Annotated in this window: 13 protein-coding genes; 7 read left to right on the forward strand and 6 right to left on the reverse strand. The window is 72.3% G+C overall.

All coding sequences use genetic code 11. The features are described from left to right. The first annotated feature begins 218 nt into the window (after nucleotides 1-218). Nucleotides 219-2,048, forward strand: coding sequence for a phosphoenolpyruvate carboxykinase (GTP) (locus tag ACSNOH_RS16460; protein WP_436722086.1), 1,830 nt, complete (start codon nucleotides 219-221; stop codon nucleotides 2,046-2,048). Nucleotides 2,049-2,154: 106 nt separating this feature from the next. Here ACSNOH_RS16460 and ACSNOH_RS16465 read toward each other — a convergent pair whose 3' ends face one another. Next, nucleotides 2,155-3,612 carry an FAD-binding oxidoreductase gene (locus tag ACSNOH_RS16465; RefSeq protein ID WP_436722087.1) on the reverse strand — a complete coding sequence of 486 codons (1,458 nt, stop codon included), beginning with the start codon at nucleotides 3,610-3,612 and terminating at the stop codon, nucleotides 2,155-2,157. Nucleotides 3,613-3,871: 259 nt separating this feature from the next. Between ACSNOH_RS16465 and ACSNOH_RS16470 the strand changes: the two genes are divergently transcribed. The 5 genes from ACSNOH_RS16470 (at nucleotide 3,872) to ACSNOH_RS16490 (ending at nucleotide 9,422) form a co-directional block, all read left to right on the forward strand. Then, complete coding sequence (locus ACSNOH_RS16470) at nucleotides 3,872-5,632, forward strand: Ig-like domain repeat protein (RefSeq protein ID WP_436722088.1); 1,761 nt, start codon at nucleotides 3,872-3,874, stop codon at nucleotides 5,630-5,632. A gap of 211 nt (nucleotides 5,633-5,843) precedes the next feature. Further along, the gene (locus ACSNOH_RS16475; RefSeq protein ID WP_436722089.1) at nucleotides 5,844-6,299 is read left to right on the forward strand and encodes a DUF2690 domain-containing protein; all 456 of its coding nucleotides are present in this window, start codon (nucleotides 5,844-5,846) and stop codon (nucleotides 6,297-6,299) included. A gap of 228 nt (nucleotides 6,300-6,527) precedes the next feature. Continuing rightward, a complete protein-coding gene (gene uppS / locus ACSNOH_RS16480) occupies nucleotides 6,528-7,271 on the forward strand; it encodes a polyprenyl diphosphate synthase (protein WP_436722090.1) in 744 nt (247 codons plus the stop codon). A gap of 20 nt (nucleotides 7,272-7,291) precedes the next feature. Further along, entirely contained in the window at nucleotides 7,292-8,365 is a 1,074-nt protein-coding gene (locus ACSNOH_RS16485; protein WP_436722091.1) for a terpene synthase family protein, read from the forward strand. Nucleotides 8,366-8,393: 28 nt separating this feature from the next. Then, nucleotides 8,394-9,422, forward strand: a complete 1,029-nt coding sequence (locus tag ACSNOH_RS16490; RefSeq protein WP_436722092.1) for a sulfotransferase family protein — start codon at nucleotides 8,394-8,396, stop codon at nucleotides 9,420-9,422. A gap of 39 nt (nucleotides 9,423-9,461) precedes the next feature. Here ACSNOH_RS16490 and ACSNOH_RS16495 read toward each other — a convergent pair whose 3' ends face one another. Then, nucleotides 9,462-9,842 (reverse strand): DUF1330 domain-containing protein, encoded by a 381-nt coding sequence (locus ACSNOH_RS16495; protein ID WP_436722093.1) that lies wholly within the window; start codon nucleotides 9,840-9,842, stop codon nucleotides 9,462-9,464. A gap of 92 nt (nucleotides 9,843-9,934) precedes the next feature. Continuing rightward, on the reverse strand, nucleotides 9,935-10,504 hold the full coding sequence (locus ACSNOH_RS16500) for a class I SAM-dependent methyltransferase (RefSeq protein ID WP_436722094.1): 570 nt from the start codon (nucleotides 10,502-10,504) through the stop codon (nucleotides 9,935-9,937). 55 nt (nucleotides 10,505-10,559) lie between these two features. Between ACSNOH_RS16500 and ACSNOH_RS16505 the strand changes: the two genes are divergently transcribed. Continuing rightward, nucleotides 10,560-11,369, forward strand: a complete 810-nt coding sequence (locus ACSNOH_RS16505) for an AraC family transcriptional regulator (protein ID WP_436722095.1) — start codon at nucleotides 10,560-10,562, stop codon at nucleotides 11,367-11,369. A gap of 52 nt (nucleotides 11,370-11,421) precedes the next feature. Here ACSNOH_RS16505 and ACSNOH_RS16510 read toward each other — a convergent pair whose 3' ends face one another. The 3 genes from ACSNOH_RS16510 to ACSNOH_RS16520 all read right to left on the reverse strand — a co-directional run. Continuing rightward, the gene (locus ACSNOH_RS16510; protein WP_436722096.1) at nucleotides 11,422-12,669 is read right to left on the reverse strand and encodes a DUF2786 domain-containing protein; all 1,248 of its coding nucleotides are present in this window, start codon (nucleotides 12,667-12,669) and stop codon (nucleotides 11,422-11,424) included. Between the two features lie 144 nt (nucleotides 12,670-12,813). Continuing rightward, nucleotides 12,814-13,857, reverse strand: a complete 1,044-nt coding sequence (locus ACSNOH_RS16515) for a GNAT family N-acetyltransferase (RefSeq protein WP_436722097.1) — start codon at nucleotides 13,855-13,857, stop codon at nucleotides 12,814-12,816. A gap of 307 nt (nucleotides 13,858-14,164) precedes the next feature. Next, the coding region (locus ACSNOH_RS16520) for an Ig-like domain-containing protein (protein ID WP_436722098.1) at nucleotides 14,165-14,930 on the reverse strand (766 nt) is incomplete at its 5' end.

Here is a 14,930-nt window from a genome sequence, read left to right on the forward strand (position 1 = left end):
ACGGGGGTGCCCCCTGGACAGAACACAAACGGAGTCGGATGATCAAATGAGTGCGGGCGGCACCGGATGAGCGGTCACGAAGCGTCTGGGTCGCAGCCCCCAAGGGGCAGACAACGCCGAAGCGGGCTCTTTCCGGTGCGCCGAGCGCCGGGCAGGGCCCGTTCAACCCTCAATCTCTACGCCGGGGCAGCGTGGTTCCCCGGCGGGACGGAGCGATCGTGGCGCGCATCAGTGCGGCTCCCACCACCCCCACCCAGCACCAGGAGCTGATCTCCTGGGTCGACGAGATCGCCGCCCTCACTCAGCCGGACCGCGTGGTCTGGTGCGACGGTTCCGAGGCGGAGTACGAGCGCCTGTGCGAGGAGCTCGTCGCCAAGGGCACCTTCAGGAAGCTCGACCCGGTCAAGCGCCCCAACTCGTACTACGCCGCCTCCGACCCCAGCGACGTGGCGCGCGTAGAGGACCGCACGTTCATCTGCTCCGAGAAGGAGGAGGACGCAGGGCCCACCAACCACTGGAAGGCCCCCGCGGAGATGCGGGAGATCTTCCGGGGCAAGGACGACGAGGGCGGCATCTTCCGCGGCTCCATGCGCGGCCGCACCATGTACGTGGTGCCGTTCTGCATGGGCCCGGTCGGCTCGCCGCTGTCCGCCATCGGTGTCGAGATCACCGACTCGGCCTACGTCGCCGTCTCCATGCGCACCATGACCCGTATGGGCCAGGCAGTCCTGGACGAGCTCGGCACCGACGGCTTCTTCGTCAAGGCCGTCCACACCCTCGGCGCGCCGCTCGCCGAGGGCGAGGCCGACGTCCCGTGGCCGTGCAACACCACCAAGTACATCTCGCACTTCCCCGAGGACCGCGAGATCTGGTCCTACGGCTCCGGCTACGGCGGCAACGCCCTGCTCGGCAAGAAGTGCTACGCCCTGCGCATCGCCTCGGTGATGGCCCGCGACGAGGGCTGGCTCGCCGAGCACATGCTCATCCTCAAGCTCACCCCGCCCCAGGGCGAGCCCAAGTACGTCGCCGCGGCCTTCCCGTCCGCCTGCGGCAAGACCAACCTCGCCATGCTGGAGCCCACCGTCTCCGGCTGGAGCGTCGAGACCATCGGCGACGACATCGCCTGGATGCGCTTCGGCGAGGACGGCCGCCTCTACGCCATCAACCCCGAGGCCGGCTTCTTCGGCGTCGCCCCCGGCACCGGCGAGCACACCAACGCCAACGCCATGAAGACCCTCTGGGGCAACTCCGTCTTCACCAACGTCGCCCTCACCGACGACGGCGACGTGTGGTGGGAGGGCATGACCGAGGAGCAGCCCGCCCACCTCACGGACTGGAAGGGCAACGACTGGACCCCCGCCTCGCAGACCCCGGCGGCCCACCCCAACGCCCGCTTCACCGTGCCCGCCTCGCAGTGCCCGATCATCGCGCCCGAGTGGGAGGACCCCAAGGGCGTGCCGATCTCGGCGATCCTCTTCGGCGGCCGCCGCGCCTCCGCCGTCCCGCTGGTGACCGAGTCCTTCGACTGGCAGCACGGCGTCTTCCTCGGCGCCAACGTCGCCTCCGAGAAGACCGCCGCCGCCGAGGGCAAGGTCGGCGAGCTGCGCCGCGACCCGTTCGCCATGCTGCCGTTCTGCGGCTACAACATGGGCGACTACATGGGCCACTGGGTGAAGGTGGGCCAGGGCCGGGACCAGTCCAAGCTGCCGAAGATCTACTACGTGAACTGGTTCCGCAAGGACGCGGACGGCCGGTTCGTGTGGCCGGGCTTCGGTGACAACAGCCGCGTCCTCAAGTGGATCGTCGACCGCCTAGACGGCCGCGCCGAGGGCGTCGAGACCCCCATCGGCATCCTGCCGACCCGCGAGGCGCTCGACACCGAGGGCCTCGCCATCTCCGACGAGGACCTGGACCTGCTGCTCACGGTGGACGAGGAGGTGTGGCGCGAGGAGGCCGCGCTGATCCCCGAGCACCTGAACACCTTCGGCGAGCACACGCCGAAGGAGCTGTGGGACGAGTACCGGGCGCTGGTGCGGCGCCTCGGATGACGGATGACGGCCCCCGGCTTCGCGGTCCGGGGGCCGTGCGCGGGTCCTGCGCTGCGCCACGCCGCGCTGTCTCGCGCCGCGCCGCACCGCGCTGTCTCGCGCCGCGCTACGCCGGGGTGATGCCCTGGGGGTAGCGGAACAGCCCGCCGGGGTCGACGGTCTTCTTGACCGTCTGCAGCCGCGCGTAGTTCTTGCCGTAGTAGGCGGTCTGCCAGTCCTTGAGCCCCGGGTCGGGGAAGTTCTGGTAGGCGTCGGTGCCGAGATCCTTGCTCAGGCCGCGGTAGAGCCCCTGGAGCCGGTGCCGGCCGGCGTCGGCCACCCGGGACGGATCCGTGTCCGACCAGTACGCCGCCAGGTCCACGATGAAGGTGGCGTCACGGTGGACGTACGCGGTGTCGGCCGGGCGCAGGGCCGTGTCCGCGCCGCCCATGGCGAAGAAGGAGACGGTGGCCCGGGAGGCCGGGGACGCCGGCTTCCAGCTGCCGAGCGCGTCGACGAGCCCGTCGGCGACGGAGGCGCCGAGGTCCGCTCCGGCCACGATCGAGCCGGCGAGGTACGGGTCCCCCGGCGCGGTCTCGTAGAAGCGGTGCATGCAGTCCTGGATCCCGGCCGTGCCGGTGACGCTCGTCCTCGGCCGCAGCAAGGCGGTGAGCTTCCGCAGGGTCTGCTCGGGACCGAAGAAGAGCCCTTGGGCGTAGACGCGTCTTCCGCCGGCCGTCCGCAGGCCGAAGCGGCAGGTGAGGTTCCTGCGGTAGCGGGGGTCCGCGATCAGCTCGGCGAGGCCCTTCAGGGCGCGCGCCGCGTTCTTCCACTCCCATGACAGGTCGTACCAGGCCGTCGCCTTCGGAACCCGGTGCAGGCCGAAGGTGAAGGACGTGTTGATGCCGAAGTTGCTGCCCGCCCCGCCCCGGCACGCCCAGAACAGCTCGGGGTTGCTGTTCTCGTGGCAGTGGGCGGTGTACGCGTCGCCCGTCACGACGGTGGTTGCGGTGAGGCTGTCGCAGGTGAGGCCGTGGGAGCGGGTGGCCGGTCCGATGCCGCCGCCCAGCACGAGGCCGCCGACCCCGATGTCCGGGCAGTATCCGCCGGGCAGCAGCAGATCGGTGCCCTTGAGCGCCGCGTGCACGTCGAGGAGGCGGGCGCCCGCCCCGGCGGTGAGCGTCGTGCCCTTCACCGTCACGTCGCGCATGCCGCCCAGATGGACCAGCAGGCCCCCGTCCGACGTCGAGTAGCCGGCGTAGCTGTGCCCGCCGCTCCTCGGGACGACGCCGATGGCGTTCCGTCCGGCCCACTCGACCGTCGCGAGCACGTCCTCGTGGCTGCGCGGGCAGGCGATCGCGGCCGGGACGCGGTGGGAGTAGAGGTGGTTGGCCGGCAGGTTCAGCGGGGCGAACCGGGGGTCGCCCGGGAAGTACAGCCGTCCGCCGAGGAGCCGCTTCAGGGCGGCCCAGTCGCGGTCCTTCCGCGCCGCCGCGGTTGCCGCTCGCGCGGGCACGGCCCACAACCCCGCGGCGAGCCCCGCTCCCGCTCCCGCTCCCGCTCGCAGCACGGTGCGTCTGTCCAATGCCCTCACGGTCGTGCCCCTCTCATGCCGGATCTCATTGCGGATCTCATGTCGGAGACGAGGCGCACCGTACGCGTGCGACAGGAGAGCCGGAAGGCGAACGGCCGGAGCTCCGGCAGCTTTTGCGCCACGGACGCGCAGGCGGCAGCGGTGTGTGACAGATCACCAGAAAGCAGGCTTTGAGGAGCTGTTACATTCCCGGTACGACCTGTCCGGATTTCGGGCAGTCGTCGCACACTTCTGCCTGTGGGGGGCTTTCATGTCGCGTCGCAGACGCATCGCATCCGTTCCGCTCGCACTCGCGCTCGCGCTCGGCGCGGGCGCACTCGCCGCCGCCGGGCCCGCGCAGGCGGACTCCGGCGAACGCCCTGCGGGCACGGTGGTGAAGCTGCCGGTCACCTCGTACTCCCAGATGGTGGTCGACGAGGCCCACCAGCGGGTCTTCATCACCCAGAGCCAGAATTCGGGCGACCGGTTCGACAAGTTCTTCGTCTACGACTTCCGGGGCGAGCTGGTCAAGAGCATCGACCACCCGTCCGCCAACGCGATGGTCCTCGGCGAAGACGGCAAGAGCCTGTACGTGGCGGACAACGGCGGGGTGTACGAGTACGACACGGAGACGCTGACCAGGAAGCTCAAGAACTCCTTCCAGTACGGTTCTTCGGTGTCCTGCGACCGGCAGTTCGCCTTCTCCGGCAACAAGCTCTGGTACACGCACAGCCTGTACGGCGGCTGCACCGGCGGTACGGGGTACGAGCTGTGGAACGTGACGGGACCCGCGAACAACGAGACCCGTACGCACGACTTCCTGTACGCCATGCCCGGCCCGTGGCACCTCGCCGCATCGCCCGAGCTGCCCGGCCGCATGATCCTCGGCACGGAGGCCGTGCCGGCGTACCGCAACCCGGGCCTGTACGTCCTGGACACCTCCGGCGAGAAGATCAAGATCGCGGGTGAGCGGTACTTCGCGCCGCGTGAGTCCTCCGCCGCGGGGCTCGACCTCAAGGACATGGCCTTCACGCCCGACGGCACGCGGCTGGCCGTCGCCGACGGCAACGGCGGCCACCGCCTCCTCAACACCTCCGACCTCTCCGACGCCCCGGTCGGCTACCAGCCCCCGGCCGACGGCGCCGTGCCCACGGCCGTGGCGTTCAGCAGCGACGGCAGGCTCGTCGCCCGGGGCTCCGCGGCTCCCGGCAGCGGCGCCGACATCGTCGTGCAGAACGCCGACCCGGCCACCGGCACCCAGCAGCGCGCCTACGTCCTCGACCAGGCCGGTCAAGGGGACCAGGTCGCCCGGCGCGGTCTGGCCTGGGGCGACAAGAGCAACACCCTGTTCGCTGTCACGACGAACGCCGAGCACAGCGGCTACTGGCTGCACATCCTCCCCGACCCGAAGCCGCTGTACGAGGCCCGCTTCGCCGGGCGGCTCGGCACGGACCCGGGCCGCCCCGTCGTGGGCGGCCGGCTGAAGATCAACGGCCGGCTGGAGCTGGACGGGCCCGCGCCCGCCGAGCCCGCCAAGGTCACCGCGGTCCGCGAGGACGCCGACGGCAAGCGCACCCTTGAGGCCGCGACCGTCGCGAAGGACGGCACGTTCACCGTCGAGGACACCCCGTCCCGTACCGGACGCGCCACGTACACCGTCTCCTACGGGGGCGACGCGACGCACCGGCCCGCGCAGGACACCACGCTCACCGCCGAGATCGCCAAGGCGGGCACGGCCGTCACGCTCGCGGCGCCCGAGCGCGCCCGCATCGGACACGAGCTCGACTTCACCGGCAAGCTGACGACGGACGGCGCGCGGATCCCCTCCGGGGCACTCGTCACCGTGACTCGCAAGACCGCGCTCGGCACGAAGACGCTGGGCACGGCCCCGGTGTCCGCCGACGGCACGTTCCACATCACCGACACGCCTTGGACGGCCGGCTCCACGACGTACACCGTGACGTGGAACGGCGACGACCTGCACGACCCGTCAACGGCATCAGCCACCGTCAGAATCGGCCTGCGCGACTGAACCCCGCAGCCCCACCCCGGCCCCGGCCGACCCAGGGCGGGGCCGGGCCCCTCCCCTATAAAGGGCAACCCCTCGTAATTCAATAGTAATTGCGGTCGCCACCGGACCCCGGCCAGAAATCATTTTTCCACCACATTCACGTGGCACGGTGTGTGGCGCCGGAAAGCCGATGGGTAAACGCTCATCAACAGCCTTAGAGGCGGATGAGGGGATGGGGACAGTGCATCGATTTCATCGGGCCATTTCCGTACTGAGTGCGTGCCTGCTGGCGTCTGCCGCCGCCGGCGTGACCGCGTCGGCCGCCGCGCCGGCACAGCCCCCGGCGACCTGTACGCCCGGCACGTGCGCCGGTCAGGATCCCGGGCAGACGGGATGCACCAGCGACCAGACGATCCTGGACCAAGTGCAGCGTTCGGGCCGGACGCTGCGGCTGATGTTCAGCAACACCTGCCAGGCGGCGTGGGCCCAGCTGGCAGGCGGTCAGTCCACGGCTCAGAACAGCGACAAGGCCACGATCCAGGACGACCGCGGCCACGCGCAGTCCTCCCCGGTGCTGGTTTCCGGGCTGACCATCCAGACCAGGATGATCAACTCCACCAGCGTCCATCTGCAGGCGTGCGCGACCCTGATCAATGACCCCGTGCAGCTCTGCACCCCGTTCCACTGAGCTGCCGGCTGCTTTCGCACCACTGCTTCCGCGCCCCGGCGGAATCGTGCGCATGCGAGGTGCGCGCCGGGCGTGCGGCTCGTCGGGGCCCTGGCTTCCGCTTGCCGGGCCGGTCAGTGCGCTGCGGGAGCGCGTCCGCCCCCCATGAGGGTGATTGCTGGCAGCGCCTCCGAGGAGTGAGGTGTGACACCGGTCCCGTATTCGTCATCCGGGGCAAGGAGGCAGTTCGTGTCGATAGGTGTCAACGCAGCCACGGTCAAGTCCCTCCCCGCAGCGGCCCGGTCGGTCCCCCGGCACGTGGCCGTCATCATGGACGGCAACAGGCGCTGGGCGCGGACCCGCGGTCTCGAGCCCGTCGACGGTCACCGCGAGGGAGCCTTACGGCTCGGTGAAGTGTGCGAGTGGGCCGCCGAGGCCGGGGTGGACACGCTCACGCTGTGGGTGCTGTCCACCGACAACCTGAAGCGGCCCGCCGGGGAGCTGGCCGGCCTGCTGCCCCTGATAGGCGAGACCATCGAGCGGCTCGCCGCCCGCGGGCGCTGGCCCGTCAAGCCCATCGGCGACTTCAGCGTCCTGCCCGGGCACCTGCGCGCCAGCATGGAGCGGGCCCGCGCCGTCAGCCGCACCGCACCCGGCATGACCGTGAACATCGCGATCGCCTACGACGGCCGCCGGGAGATCGCCCACGCGATGCGCCAGATCCTGCTCACCGGTGTCGCCCCGCCGGCCGACGGCGACCCGGTGGACGACTGGCAGCTCCTGATCGCCCAGCACCTCTACACGCGCGACCAGCCCGACCCGGATCTGATCATCCGGACCTCGGGCGAACAGCGCCTCTCCGGCTTCCTGCTGTGGCAGGCGGCCGTCTCCGAGTACTACTTCTGCGACGCCCCGTGGCCCGCGTTCACCCGGGACGACTTCCGCAGCGCGCTGGACTCCTACGCGTCCCGGCACCGCCGTTACGGCCACTGAGGACGACCAGGAGGACCGCCATGCCCCTCACCCCGCGCACCGACGTCCTCGGCCGCACCGTGCTCCTGCCCGAGCTGCTGGTCCGTCTGAAGGGCGAGCTCCACCCCGGCCACGAGGCCGTCCGGGCCGCGACCACCCCGTGGACCAGGAAGCACCTGCACCGCATGGGCCTCGGCGCGGACTGGACCGACGTCTTCGTCTCGATGCGGCACGACAACTGGCCGTGCTGGGTCTACCCGCGGGGCCTCGCCGACAGGGTGCGCGGCTCGGCCGACCTGACGATCTGCGTGTCGGTCTGCGACAACCTGCTCACCGACATGCAGCGCGGCCTGCGGCCCGAGCGCACCGCCGCCGTGACGGCCGCCGTCCTGGGGGTCGTCGGCGGCTCCCCGCCCGGCGACGACCCGCTGGCCGTCATGACGGCCGAGGCGTGGAACGGCCTGACCGCCTCCATGCGGCCGAGCCAGCGCCGGCGCGTGCTCGCCGGGATACACGACTACGTCCTGGGCGAGGCCATGGCCGACGAGGTCCACCGGACTGGCCGCCGCCTGACCATCGACGCGTACCTGCCGATGCGCGGCTACGCCATCGGGGCCCGGCCCTGGACGGCGATGCTCGACTTCGTCCTGGGCCTGGACCTGCCCGACGACCTCCTCGACAGCCCCGAGCTGTGCCGGGCGCGGGAACTGGCCGTCCTGCACTCGGCCTTGGTCAACGACCTCTTCTCCTTCGGCCGCGAGTGCCGCGAGGGGCAGTGGCCGTTCAACGCGCTGGGCATCCTCCACTTCCACGAGGGCCTGGGCCTCCAGGAGGCGACGGACCGGCTCTGCGCGCTCATAGCCGACCACGAACGGCAGCTCACCGACGTCTGCGAGACCGTACGCGGCGGGCCCCGGGGCGGCCTGCCGGACGTCGCCGCCTATCTCGAAGGCCTGGGCCACTTCGTCGCGGGCAACGTCCCGTACCACTTCTTCAGCCCCCGCTACGGCGGCCGCGGCCACGTGTGGGACGGCCGTACCACCAGCGGCCGCGCCACGTTCCTCGGCGACCGCCTCCGGGTCCGTCCGCAGGCGCCCTCCAGCAACGGTGTGTGACGGGACGGGCGCACGGGTAGGCGGAGGTATGCGCAGCGTGACCTTCGTCGTCGGGACGGGGCGGAGCGGGTCGACCGCCCTGTCGCGGATCGTCCGCGCCCATCCTGATCTGCTCAGCCTCAGTGAGTACTGGGCGTCGGTCGGCTCGCGGGCGCTGCCCGAAGCGCCGGTCGACGGCGCGGAGTTCTGGCGGCTGCTGGCCGGTCCGCACCCCGCCTTCGACTCCATGGTGCGCAGCGGGATGCCGATCCCCGAGTTCCTCCACCCGCGCGCGGCGGAGCCGCACGGCGGTGCGGGGATCCCCGCCCTGTCGCTCATGGCGCTGCCCCACCTCACGGACGACCCGGACGGGCTGTTCGAAGAGCTGAAGCGGTCAGTCGTGACCTGGCCGCGGCGGACGGCTCCCGAGCACCATCGGCAGCTGTTCGACGTGCTGTGCGCGCGGTTCGGGCGGACGGCCGTCGTCGAGCGTTCCGGGTATTCGGGGCACAGAGTGGCGCAGTTGCACGCCGCGTTCCCCGGGGCGCGCTTCGTGCACATGGTCCGCGACGGGCCGGACTGTGCGCTGTCCATGAGCCGGCATGCCGGGTTCCGGCTGATCCTCCTGCAGCGCGAGATCCAGCGCAGGACGGGCGCGGCGCCTGCCGGCGGCGCGCTGACCGAGGAGCAGGTGCGGGCCCTGCCCCCGGAGCTGTCGGGCCTGCTGAGCGTCCCCTTCGACCCGGCGCTGGTGCTGGACCGGCCCCTTCCCGTGGCGCGGTTCGGCGCGCTGTGGTCGGAGCTCGTCACCGAGGCGGCGGGCCACCTCGGCCGGCTGCCGCGCGGGCAGTGGATGCCGCTCGCGTACGAGGACCTGCTCGACGCTCCGCGCCGGGAACTCAGCCGCCTGGCGGTGTTCTTCGGCGTCGAACCGCTCCCGCAATGGCTCGACACGGGGTGCGCGCTGCTGGACGGAAGCCGCCGGGGCGCTTCCCTGCGCCTCCCGCCCGGCGAGCTCGCCGCGCTCCGCGAGCAGTGCGCTCCCGGCGCCCTGGCACTCAAAGCCGCTGCCCGGTGAGCTCCGCGCGCGCCGACCCCTGTACGGCGCGCGCAGAACTCACCCGCCAGCCAACCCCGCCGCGCGGGCCGCCCGCATCTTCGCCCCCAGCTCCGCCGGGTCGTAGCCGGGCGGGACGCCGTCCACGAGGATGATCACGCCCTCCACGTGGTCCGTGCGCAGCGGGACGAGGGCCTGGTACGCGGGCGAGGCGTACCAGGCGCGGGCCTCCGCCGGGCCGGGGAAGGCGATCAGCACCAGGTTGCCGGGCCAGCTGCCCTCCAGGACCTCCACCTCGGCGCCGTGGACGAGGAAGCGGCCGCCGAACGGTTCGAGGGTGGCCTGGATGCGTTCGACGTACGTGATGATGTCCGGGTGAGGCCCGGCCGCGGCGGCGCCGGTGTCGATGTCACGGAAGCTGCCCAGTGCGTACGTGGTCATTGACGTACTTCCTTCCTCAAGTCCTCTTTACGGCATGGATTCTTCCGACCACCCTCCCCAACCGTCGATTACCTGGCGGGTAATCCCCCGGCTCACCGCCCCCGCCGCGCCACGAAGCGGAAACTTCCCTTCCCCACCGTCACCGTGCACTCCTCGAAGCCCGCCATCCGCAGCCGTGCCTCCAGCGTTTCCGGCGGTACCGGGACGCACGTGTCGCCGAGGTGGATCAGCCGGAAGCCCCAGTTGCTGAGGGCGTCGCAGCCGGCGAAGACGCCGCCGGGGCGCAGCACGCGGTGGGCCTCGGCGAAGAGGCGGTTCTGGTCGGTGAGCGTCGGGACGTGGTGGAGCATCGTGAAGCAGGCGACCGAGTCGAAGCGCCCGTCCGGCAGCGGGATGTCGGCCCCGTCGCCGTAGAGGACGTCGACGCGGTCGCCGAACAGCAGCCGCAGCCGGGCCGCGTACGACGCGTCCGACTCCACCACGCTCAGCTTCCCGGCCTTCCGCACCAGGACCCGCGTCGTCGCCCCGTAACCCGGCCCGATCTCCAGGCAGTCCTCGCCCAGATCGACGTCTTCCAGGGCCCAGGGCAGGAGTTCGTCGCGGATCGCGCGGTACCAGCGGTCGGAGGAGCAGAGGCGGCGGTGGACGAGGTTCATCGGCATGTGTTGAGGCTAGGAACGGGGCAGTGGTGTCGTATACGGGCCAGGAGGTCAACTCATGTCGTCAAACGGACAGTCGGCGGGTGCGGAGCGGGGTCCGCTCCCCCACCTCGTCTCCCCGCCCGGCGCCGCCGTCGCCGTCGCGAGCTTCGCCCTCGGCGACGGCGAGTGGTTCGCCGACCACCGGCACGCGGCGCACCAGCTCGCCTGGGCGCCCCACGGCGTCCTCGCGGTGCGGGCCCGCGGCCGTACGTGGGTGCTGCCGTCGACCGTCGCGCTCTGGATCCCCGCGGGCGTCCCGCACGCGACCGGCGCGACCTCCTCCGCGCTGCTCCGCAGCCTCTACTTCTGGCCGGAGCGCTGCCCGCTGACCTGGGACGAGCCTCAAGTCGTACCCGTCTCGGGCCTCTTGCGGGAGCTGATCAACTACCTGGCGCAGGACACCGGCGCGCTCCCCGCGGAGCCCCGGCAACGCGCCGAGGACGTCGTCCTCGACCTCCTGCGCCCCGTCTCCGTGACGACCGTCCGCGCGCCGCTGCCCGCCGACCCCCGCGCCCGCCGCGTCGCGGAGGCGCTCCACGCGGACCCCTCGGACGGGCGCACGCTCGCGGAGTGGGGCGCGGTCGTGGGGGCGAGCGCGCGGACGCTGGCGCGGGCCTTCACCACCGGTACGGGCATGACGTACGGGCAGTGGCGCACGCAGCTGCGGCTGCAGGCGGCGATGCCGATGCTGGCGGCGGGAGCGACGGTGTCGGCCGTGGCGCGGCGCGTCGGCTACGGGTCGCCGAGCGCGTTCGTGGCGGCCTTCCGCCGGGGCGTGGGGGTGCCGCCGGGCACGTACTTCGCGCCGGCGGAGCAGGCCCGCTGAGCTCCGGCGGAACAGCCCCGTCAGCCCCGCCGGCCCGGCCCCGTCAGCCCCGCTAGCCCAGCTCCGCCGCGTCCGCCGCCTCCGCCCCGCGCGCCCAGCCGTCCGCGTCGCGCCCCCGCAGCCGGTGCGACGTGGTCTGCGGGAAGAGCCGCTCGGCGGTCTCGCCGACCGCGAGGTCCCGCGCGGCGAGCACCGGCAGCACCTCGGGCCGCGCCTCCTGCGCCACCGCCTCGGCCGTCGCGTCCCGCACGGCCGCCGCGAGCCGCTCGCCGATCCGGGACGCGTAGGCGATGAGGAAGGACTCGCGGAAGTCGCGGGTGCGGCGCGAGCGCCCGCCCGCGTGGTGGGCGTCGGCGGCCCGGTTCATGGCGGTGGTCGCCTGCACCAGCAGCGACGTGTACATGAGCTCCACCAGCTCCAGGTCGGCGTCGAAGCCGACGACGGTGGAGAAGCAGTGGTCGGCGGACCAGACCGCCTGGCAGTGGTTCGCGCCGGCCACCGCGTCCAGCAGCAGCGCCTTCGCCGACTCGTACGGGCCCTCGACGCCTATCCGGCAGGCCCCGGGCCCCTCGGCGGCGACCCCGGCGGCCCCGTCGGCGTGCGCGGCCAGCAGCGCCTCGTCCATGGAGTGGCGCGCCATGAGCTCCTGGGCCTTGGCGGAGAGCGCCTCGGCCTCCTCGGGGAAGTCCGTGGACTCGGCCTTGGCGAGCAGCGCCCGGATCCGGCCCAGGACGCGCGGCTCGACGTGCGCGCCGGGACGGGCGTACGCGGCGCCGGGCAGCGGCCCGACCGCGCCCGTACGGGGCAGGCGGGCTGCCAGCCGCAGCGCGGCGAGCGCGCACGCGACCGTCTCGAAGCGGCTGAGGCGCTCGCGCTGCGCGAAGCCCTCCAGGAAGGCCGCGTCGTCGTCCCACCACACCTGCGCCTGCAGCTCGTGCAGCTGCGCGGTCCAGCGCGCGCCGAGGGTGTCGGAGGCGTAGCGCCGCGCTTCGGCGGCCACGGCCGCCACGGCGAAGCGCACCTCGGCGGGGCCGAGCTCCCGCCGGGCGAGCCGGATGACGTCGGCGGGCTGCCAGCCGCGCTCCCAGCAGCCCCGTACGGTCGCCGAGGCGGTGCGCACGACGGCGCGGCTGAGGGCCTCCCAGCCGGCGGGCGCGGCGGCCAGGGCGGAGGCGGCGGCGTAGAGGGCGTCGTCGAGGGTGTCCGGGCCGTGCGCGCGGAGGGAGGCGAGGGCCTCCTCGACGGTCTCCAGCAGGGCGGCGTCCTCCTGCCGGTCCTGCTGCTTCCTGCGTTCGGCCACGGGACTCTCTTCCTTGCATGACGCATGACGGCTCACCGCGCCGGACGGGCGCACCGCGATGCGGCGCCGGGGCGGCACGGGTACGGTCCATTGTCCGTGACGCGCGCCGCACCAGGGGTTACCGCCCAGGTCAGCGGGCGGAGGCTACCATTCCGCAGGCGTTGCGGGGGAGCCCCCGCGCACGCCCTCCTCCGGCATCCGCGCCTGGAAGATCCCCACGGACCGCTCCGGCCGGTAGCCGAGCATCTTGTTCACGGCCCGCATGGGGCCGTTGTCGTCGGCGACGTGCGTGCCGATCTCCCGTACGGGCGGCTCCTGCGCGCGCAGCACCTGCAGCATGCGCAGCTTGACGGCCCGCCCGAGGCCGAGGCCGCGGTGGGCCGGGGCGACGGCGGTCTCGTACTGCTGGGCGCGGAGGTCGCCGGGCGAGCGCACGCCCACCTCGGTGAAGGCGGCGTACGTGCCGTCGGGCGCGGCGGCCGCGACCGTGTGCAGCAGCCCGCCGCGCTGCACGAACCCCCGCTGGGCGGCGGTGACGCTCTCCGCGTCCCACCGCAGGGGCTGCTGGTCCAGCTCGCCCATGGGGGCGTCGGCCATGGCGTTCCGTACGCCGGCGAAGAGGGCGGCATTGGCGGCGGGAACGGCTCCCGTCCACTCCACGAAGCGGTATCCGGCGGGGAGCTCCGGCGGGGCCGTCTCGTCGGCGATCCGCTGGACGTACAGCACGAGCTGCAGCCCGCACGTGAACCCGCGGTCCTTGGCGAACTGCTCGCCGACGCTGCCGATTTCGAGCTCCAGGCTCACCGATTCCCGCCGCTCGTGCGTCAGGACTGTCTGTATCTCCTCCCACAGGAGGGTGCCGATGCCGCGGCGCCGCCGGGCGGGGTGGACGGCGAGCCGGCCGATCCAGGCGGTGCCGCGGTTCGTTTCGTCGTCGAAGAGCCGGATCAGGGCGACGCCCGCGTACCCGGAGCCGTCCGGTGCCGGCACGGCCAGCCGGACGATCCGGCTGCGCGCCGCGGGCACCCGCAGCTGCCCGGCCGTCTCCACCCGCCCGGGAGCCGGCACTCCGGCGGGCAGGTCGTGGCGGTGGGCGGCGGTGACGACGGCGTGCCAGGCGTCGATCTCGGTTTCGGAAGGGGTACTGCTCAGGCGCTCGACGACGCCGGGTCGCGGAAGATCGCTCATCCTGCGCACGCTACGGTTCGCGCTAGCCGCTTGTCCTGCGGTTTTACGGCCCCTACGAGCACGGCACCGCCGGACTGCGCCGTCGTGGCGAAGCGCCGTTGCGGCGGACGCTTTCTCAGCGAACCCGCTCGACCAACGGACCGGCCCCTGCGGGCACGGCACCGCCGGTCCGCCACGTCGTGGCAACGCGCCGTTGCGGCGGACCCTTCTCCGCGAACCGCTGCACGCCCGGAAACGGCCGAAGGGCGGTGACCCCCACTGCCGTGGGGCCACCGCCCTTCGTTTACCGCTTACCTGCCCGGAGGGCTCACGCTCCCGTGGCGCTGCCCGCCACCCACGCGTTCCAGTCCATGTTCCAGCCGTTGAGGCCGTTCTCCGGGGCGATGGTCTTGTCGGGCGAGTTCTTCACCTCGACGACGTCACCGATCTGGGAGTTGGAGAAGAACCAGGCACCGGAGGTGTTCGGGTCGTCCGCGCCCTGCTTGTCCTGCAGGCCGATGCAGCCGTGGCTGGTGTTCGCGACGCCGAAGATGCCGCTGCCCCAGTAGTTGCCGTGGATGAACGTGCCGGACGTGGACAGCCGCATGGCGTGCGGCACGTCCTTGATGTCGTACTCGCCCTTGCCGTCGCCCTTGGTGAAGCCGACGGTCGAGCCGTCCATCCGGGTCTCCTTGAACTTCTCGGAGATCACCATCTTGCCGTTGTACGTCGGGTTCTCGGGGCTGCCGGCCGAGATCGGGATGGTCTTGATGGTCTTGCCGTCGCGGACGACCGTCATCTGGTGGGACTTGGTGTCCACCGTGGAGACCTGGGCGTGACCGATCTTGAAGGAGATGGTCTTCTTCTGCACGCCCTTGACGCCCGGCGCGCCCTCGACGCCGTCGAGGTCGAGCTTCAGGGTGACGTCGGAGTTGGCCTTCCAGTACTCCTGCGGGCGGAAGTCGATGCGCTGGTCGCCGAACCAGTGACCGACGACCTTCTGGCCGCTGCTCGAATTCACCTCGATGTGCGACTGGACGGCCTTGCGGTCCTTGATCGGCTTGTCGAAGTTGATCGACACGGGCATGCCGACG

Source organism: Streptomyces sp. URMC 127, assembly GCF_051386535.1.
In the GTDB taxonomy this organism is placed as follows: Bacteria; Actinomycetota; Actinomycetes; order Streptomycetales; family Streptomycetaceae; genus Streptomyces.

Excerpts from the sequence above, each read along its gene's own strand:
- ACSNOH_RS16490 (WP_436722092.1), top strand. The coding sequence starts at position 8,394 with ATGCGCAGCGTGACCTTCGTCGTCGGGACGGGGCGGAGCGGGTCGACC.
- ACSNOH_RS16470 (WP_436722088.1), top strand. The coding sequence starts at position 3,872 with ATGTCGCGTCGCAGACGCATCGCATCCGTTCCGCTCGCACTCGCGCTC.
- ACSNOH_RS16475 (WP_436722089.1), top strand. The coding sequence starts at position 5,844 with ATGGGGACAGTGCATCGATTTCATCGGGCCATTTCCGTACTGAGTGCG.
- ACSNOH_RS16505 (WP_436722095.1), top strand. The coding sequence starts at position 10,560 with ATGTCGTCAAACGGACAGTCGGCGGGTGCGGAGCGGGGTCCGCTCCCC.
- ACSNOH_RS16500 (WP_436722094.1), bottom strand. The coding sequence starts at position 10,504 with ATGCCGATGAACCTCGTCCACCGCCGCCTCTGCTCCTCCGACCGCTGG.
- ACSNOH_RS16495 (WP_436722093.1), bottom strand. The coding sequence starts at position 9,842 with ATGACCACGTACGCACTGGGCAGCTTCCGTGACATCGACACCGGCGCC.
- ACSNOH_RS16515 (WP_436722097.1), bottom strand. The coding sequence starts at position 13,857 with ATGAGCGATCTTCCGCGACCCGGCGTCGTCGAGCGCCTGAGCAGTACC.
- ACSNOH_RS16485 (WP_436722091.1), top strand. The coding sequence starts at position 7,292 with ATGCCCCTCACCCCGCGCACCGACGTCCTCGGCCGCACCGTGCTCCTG.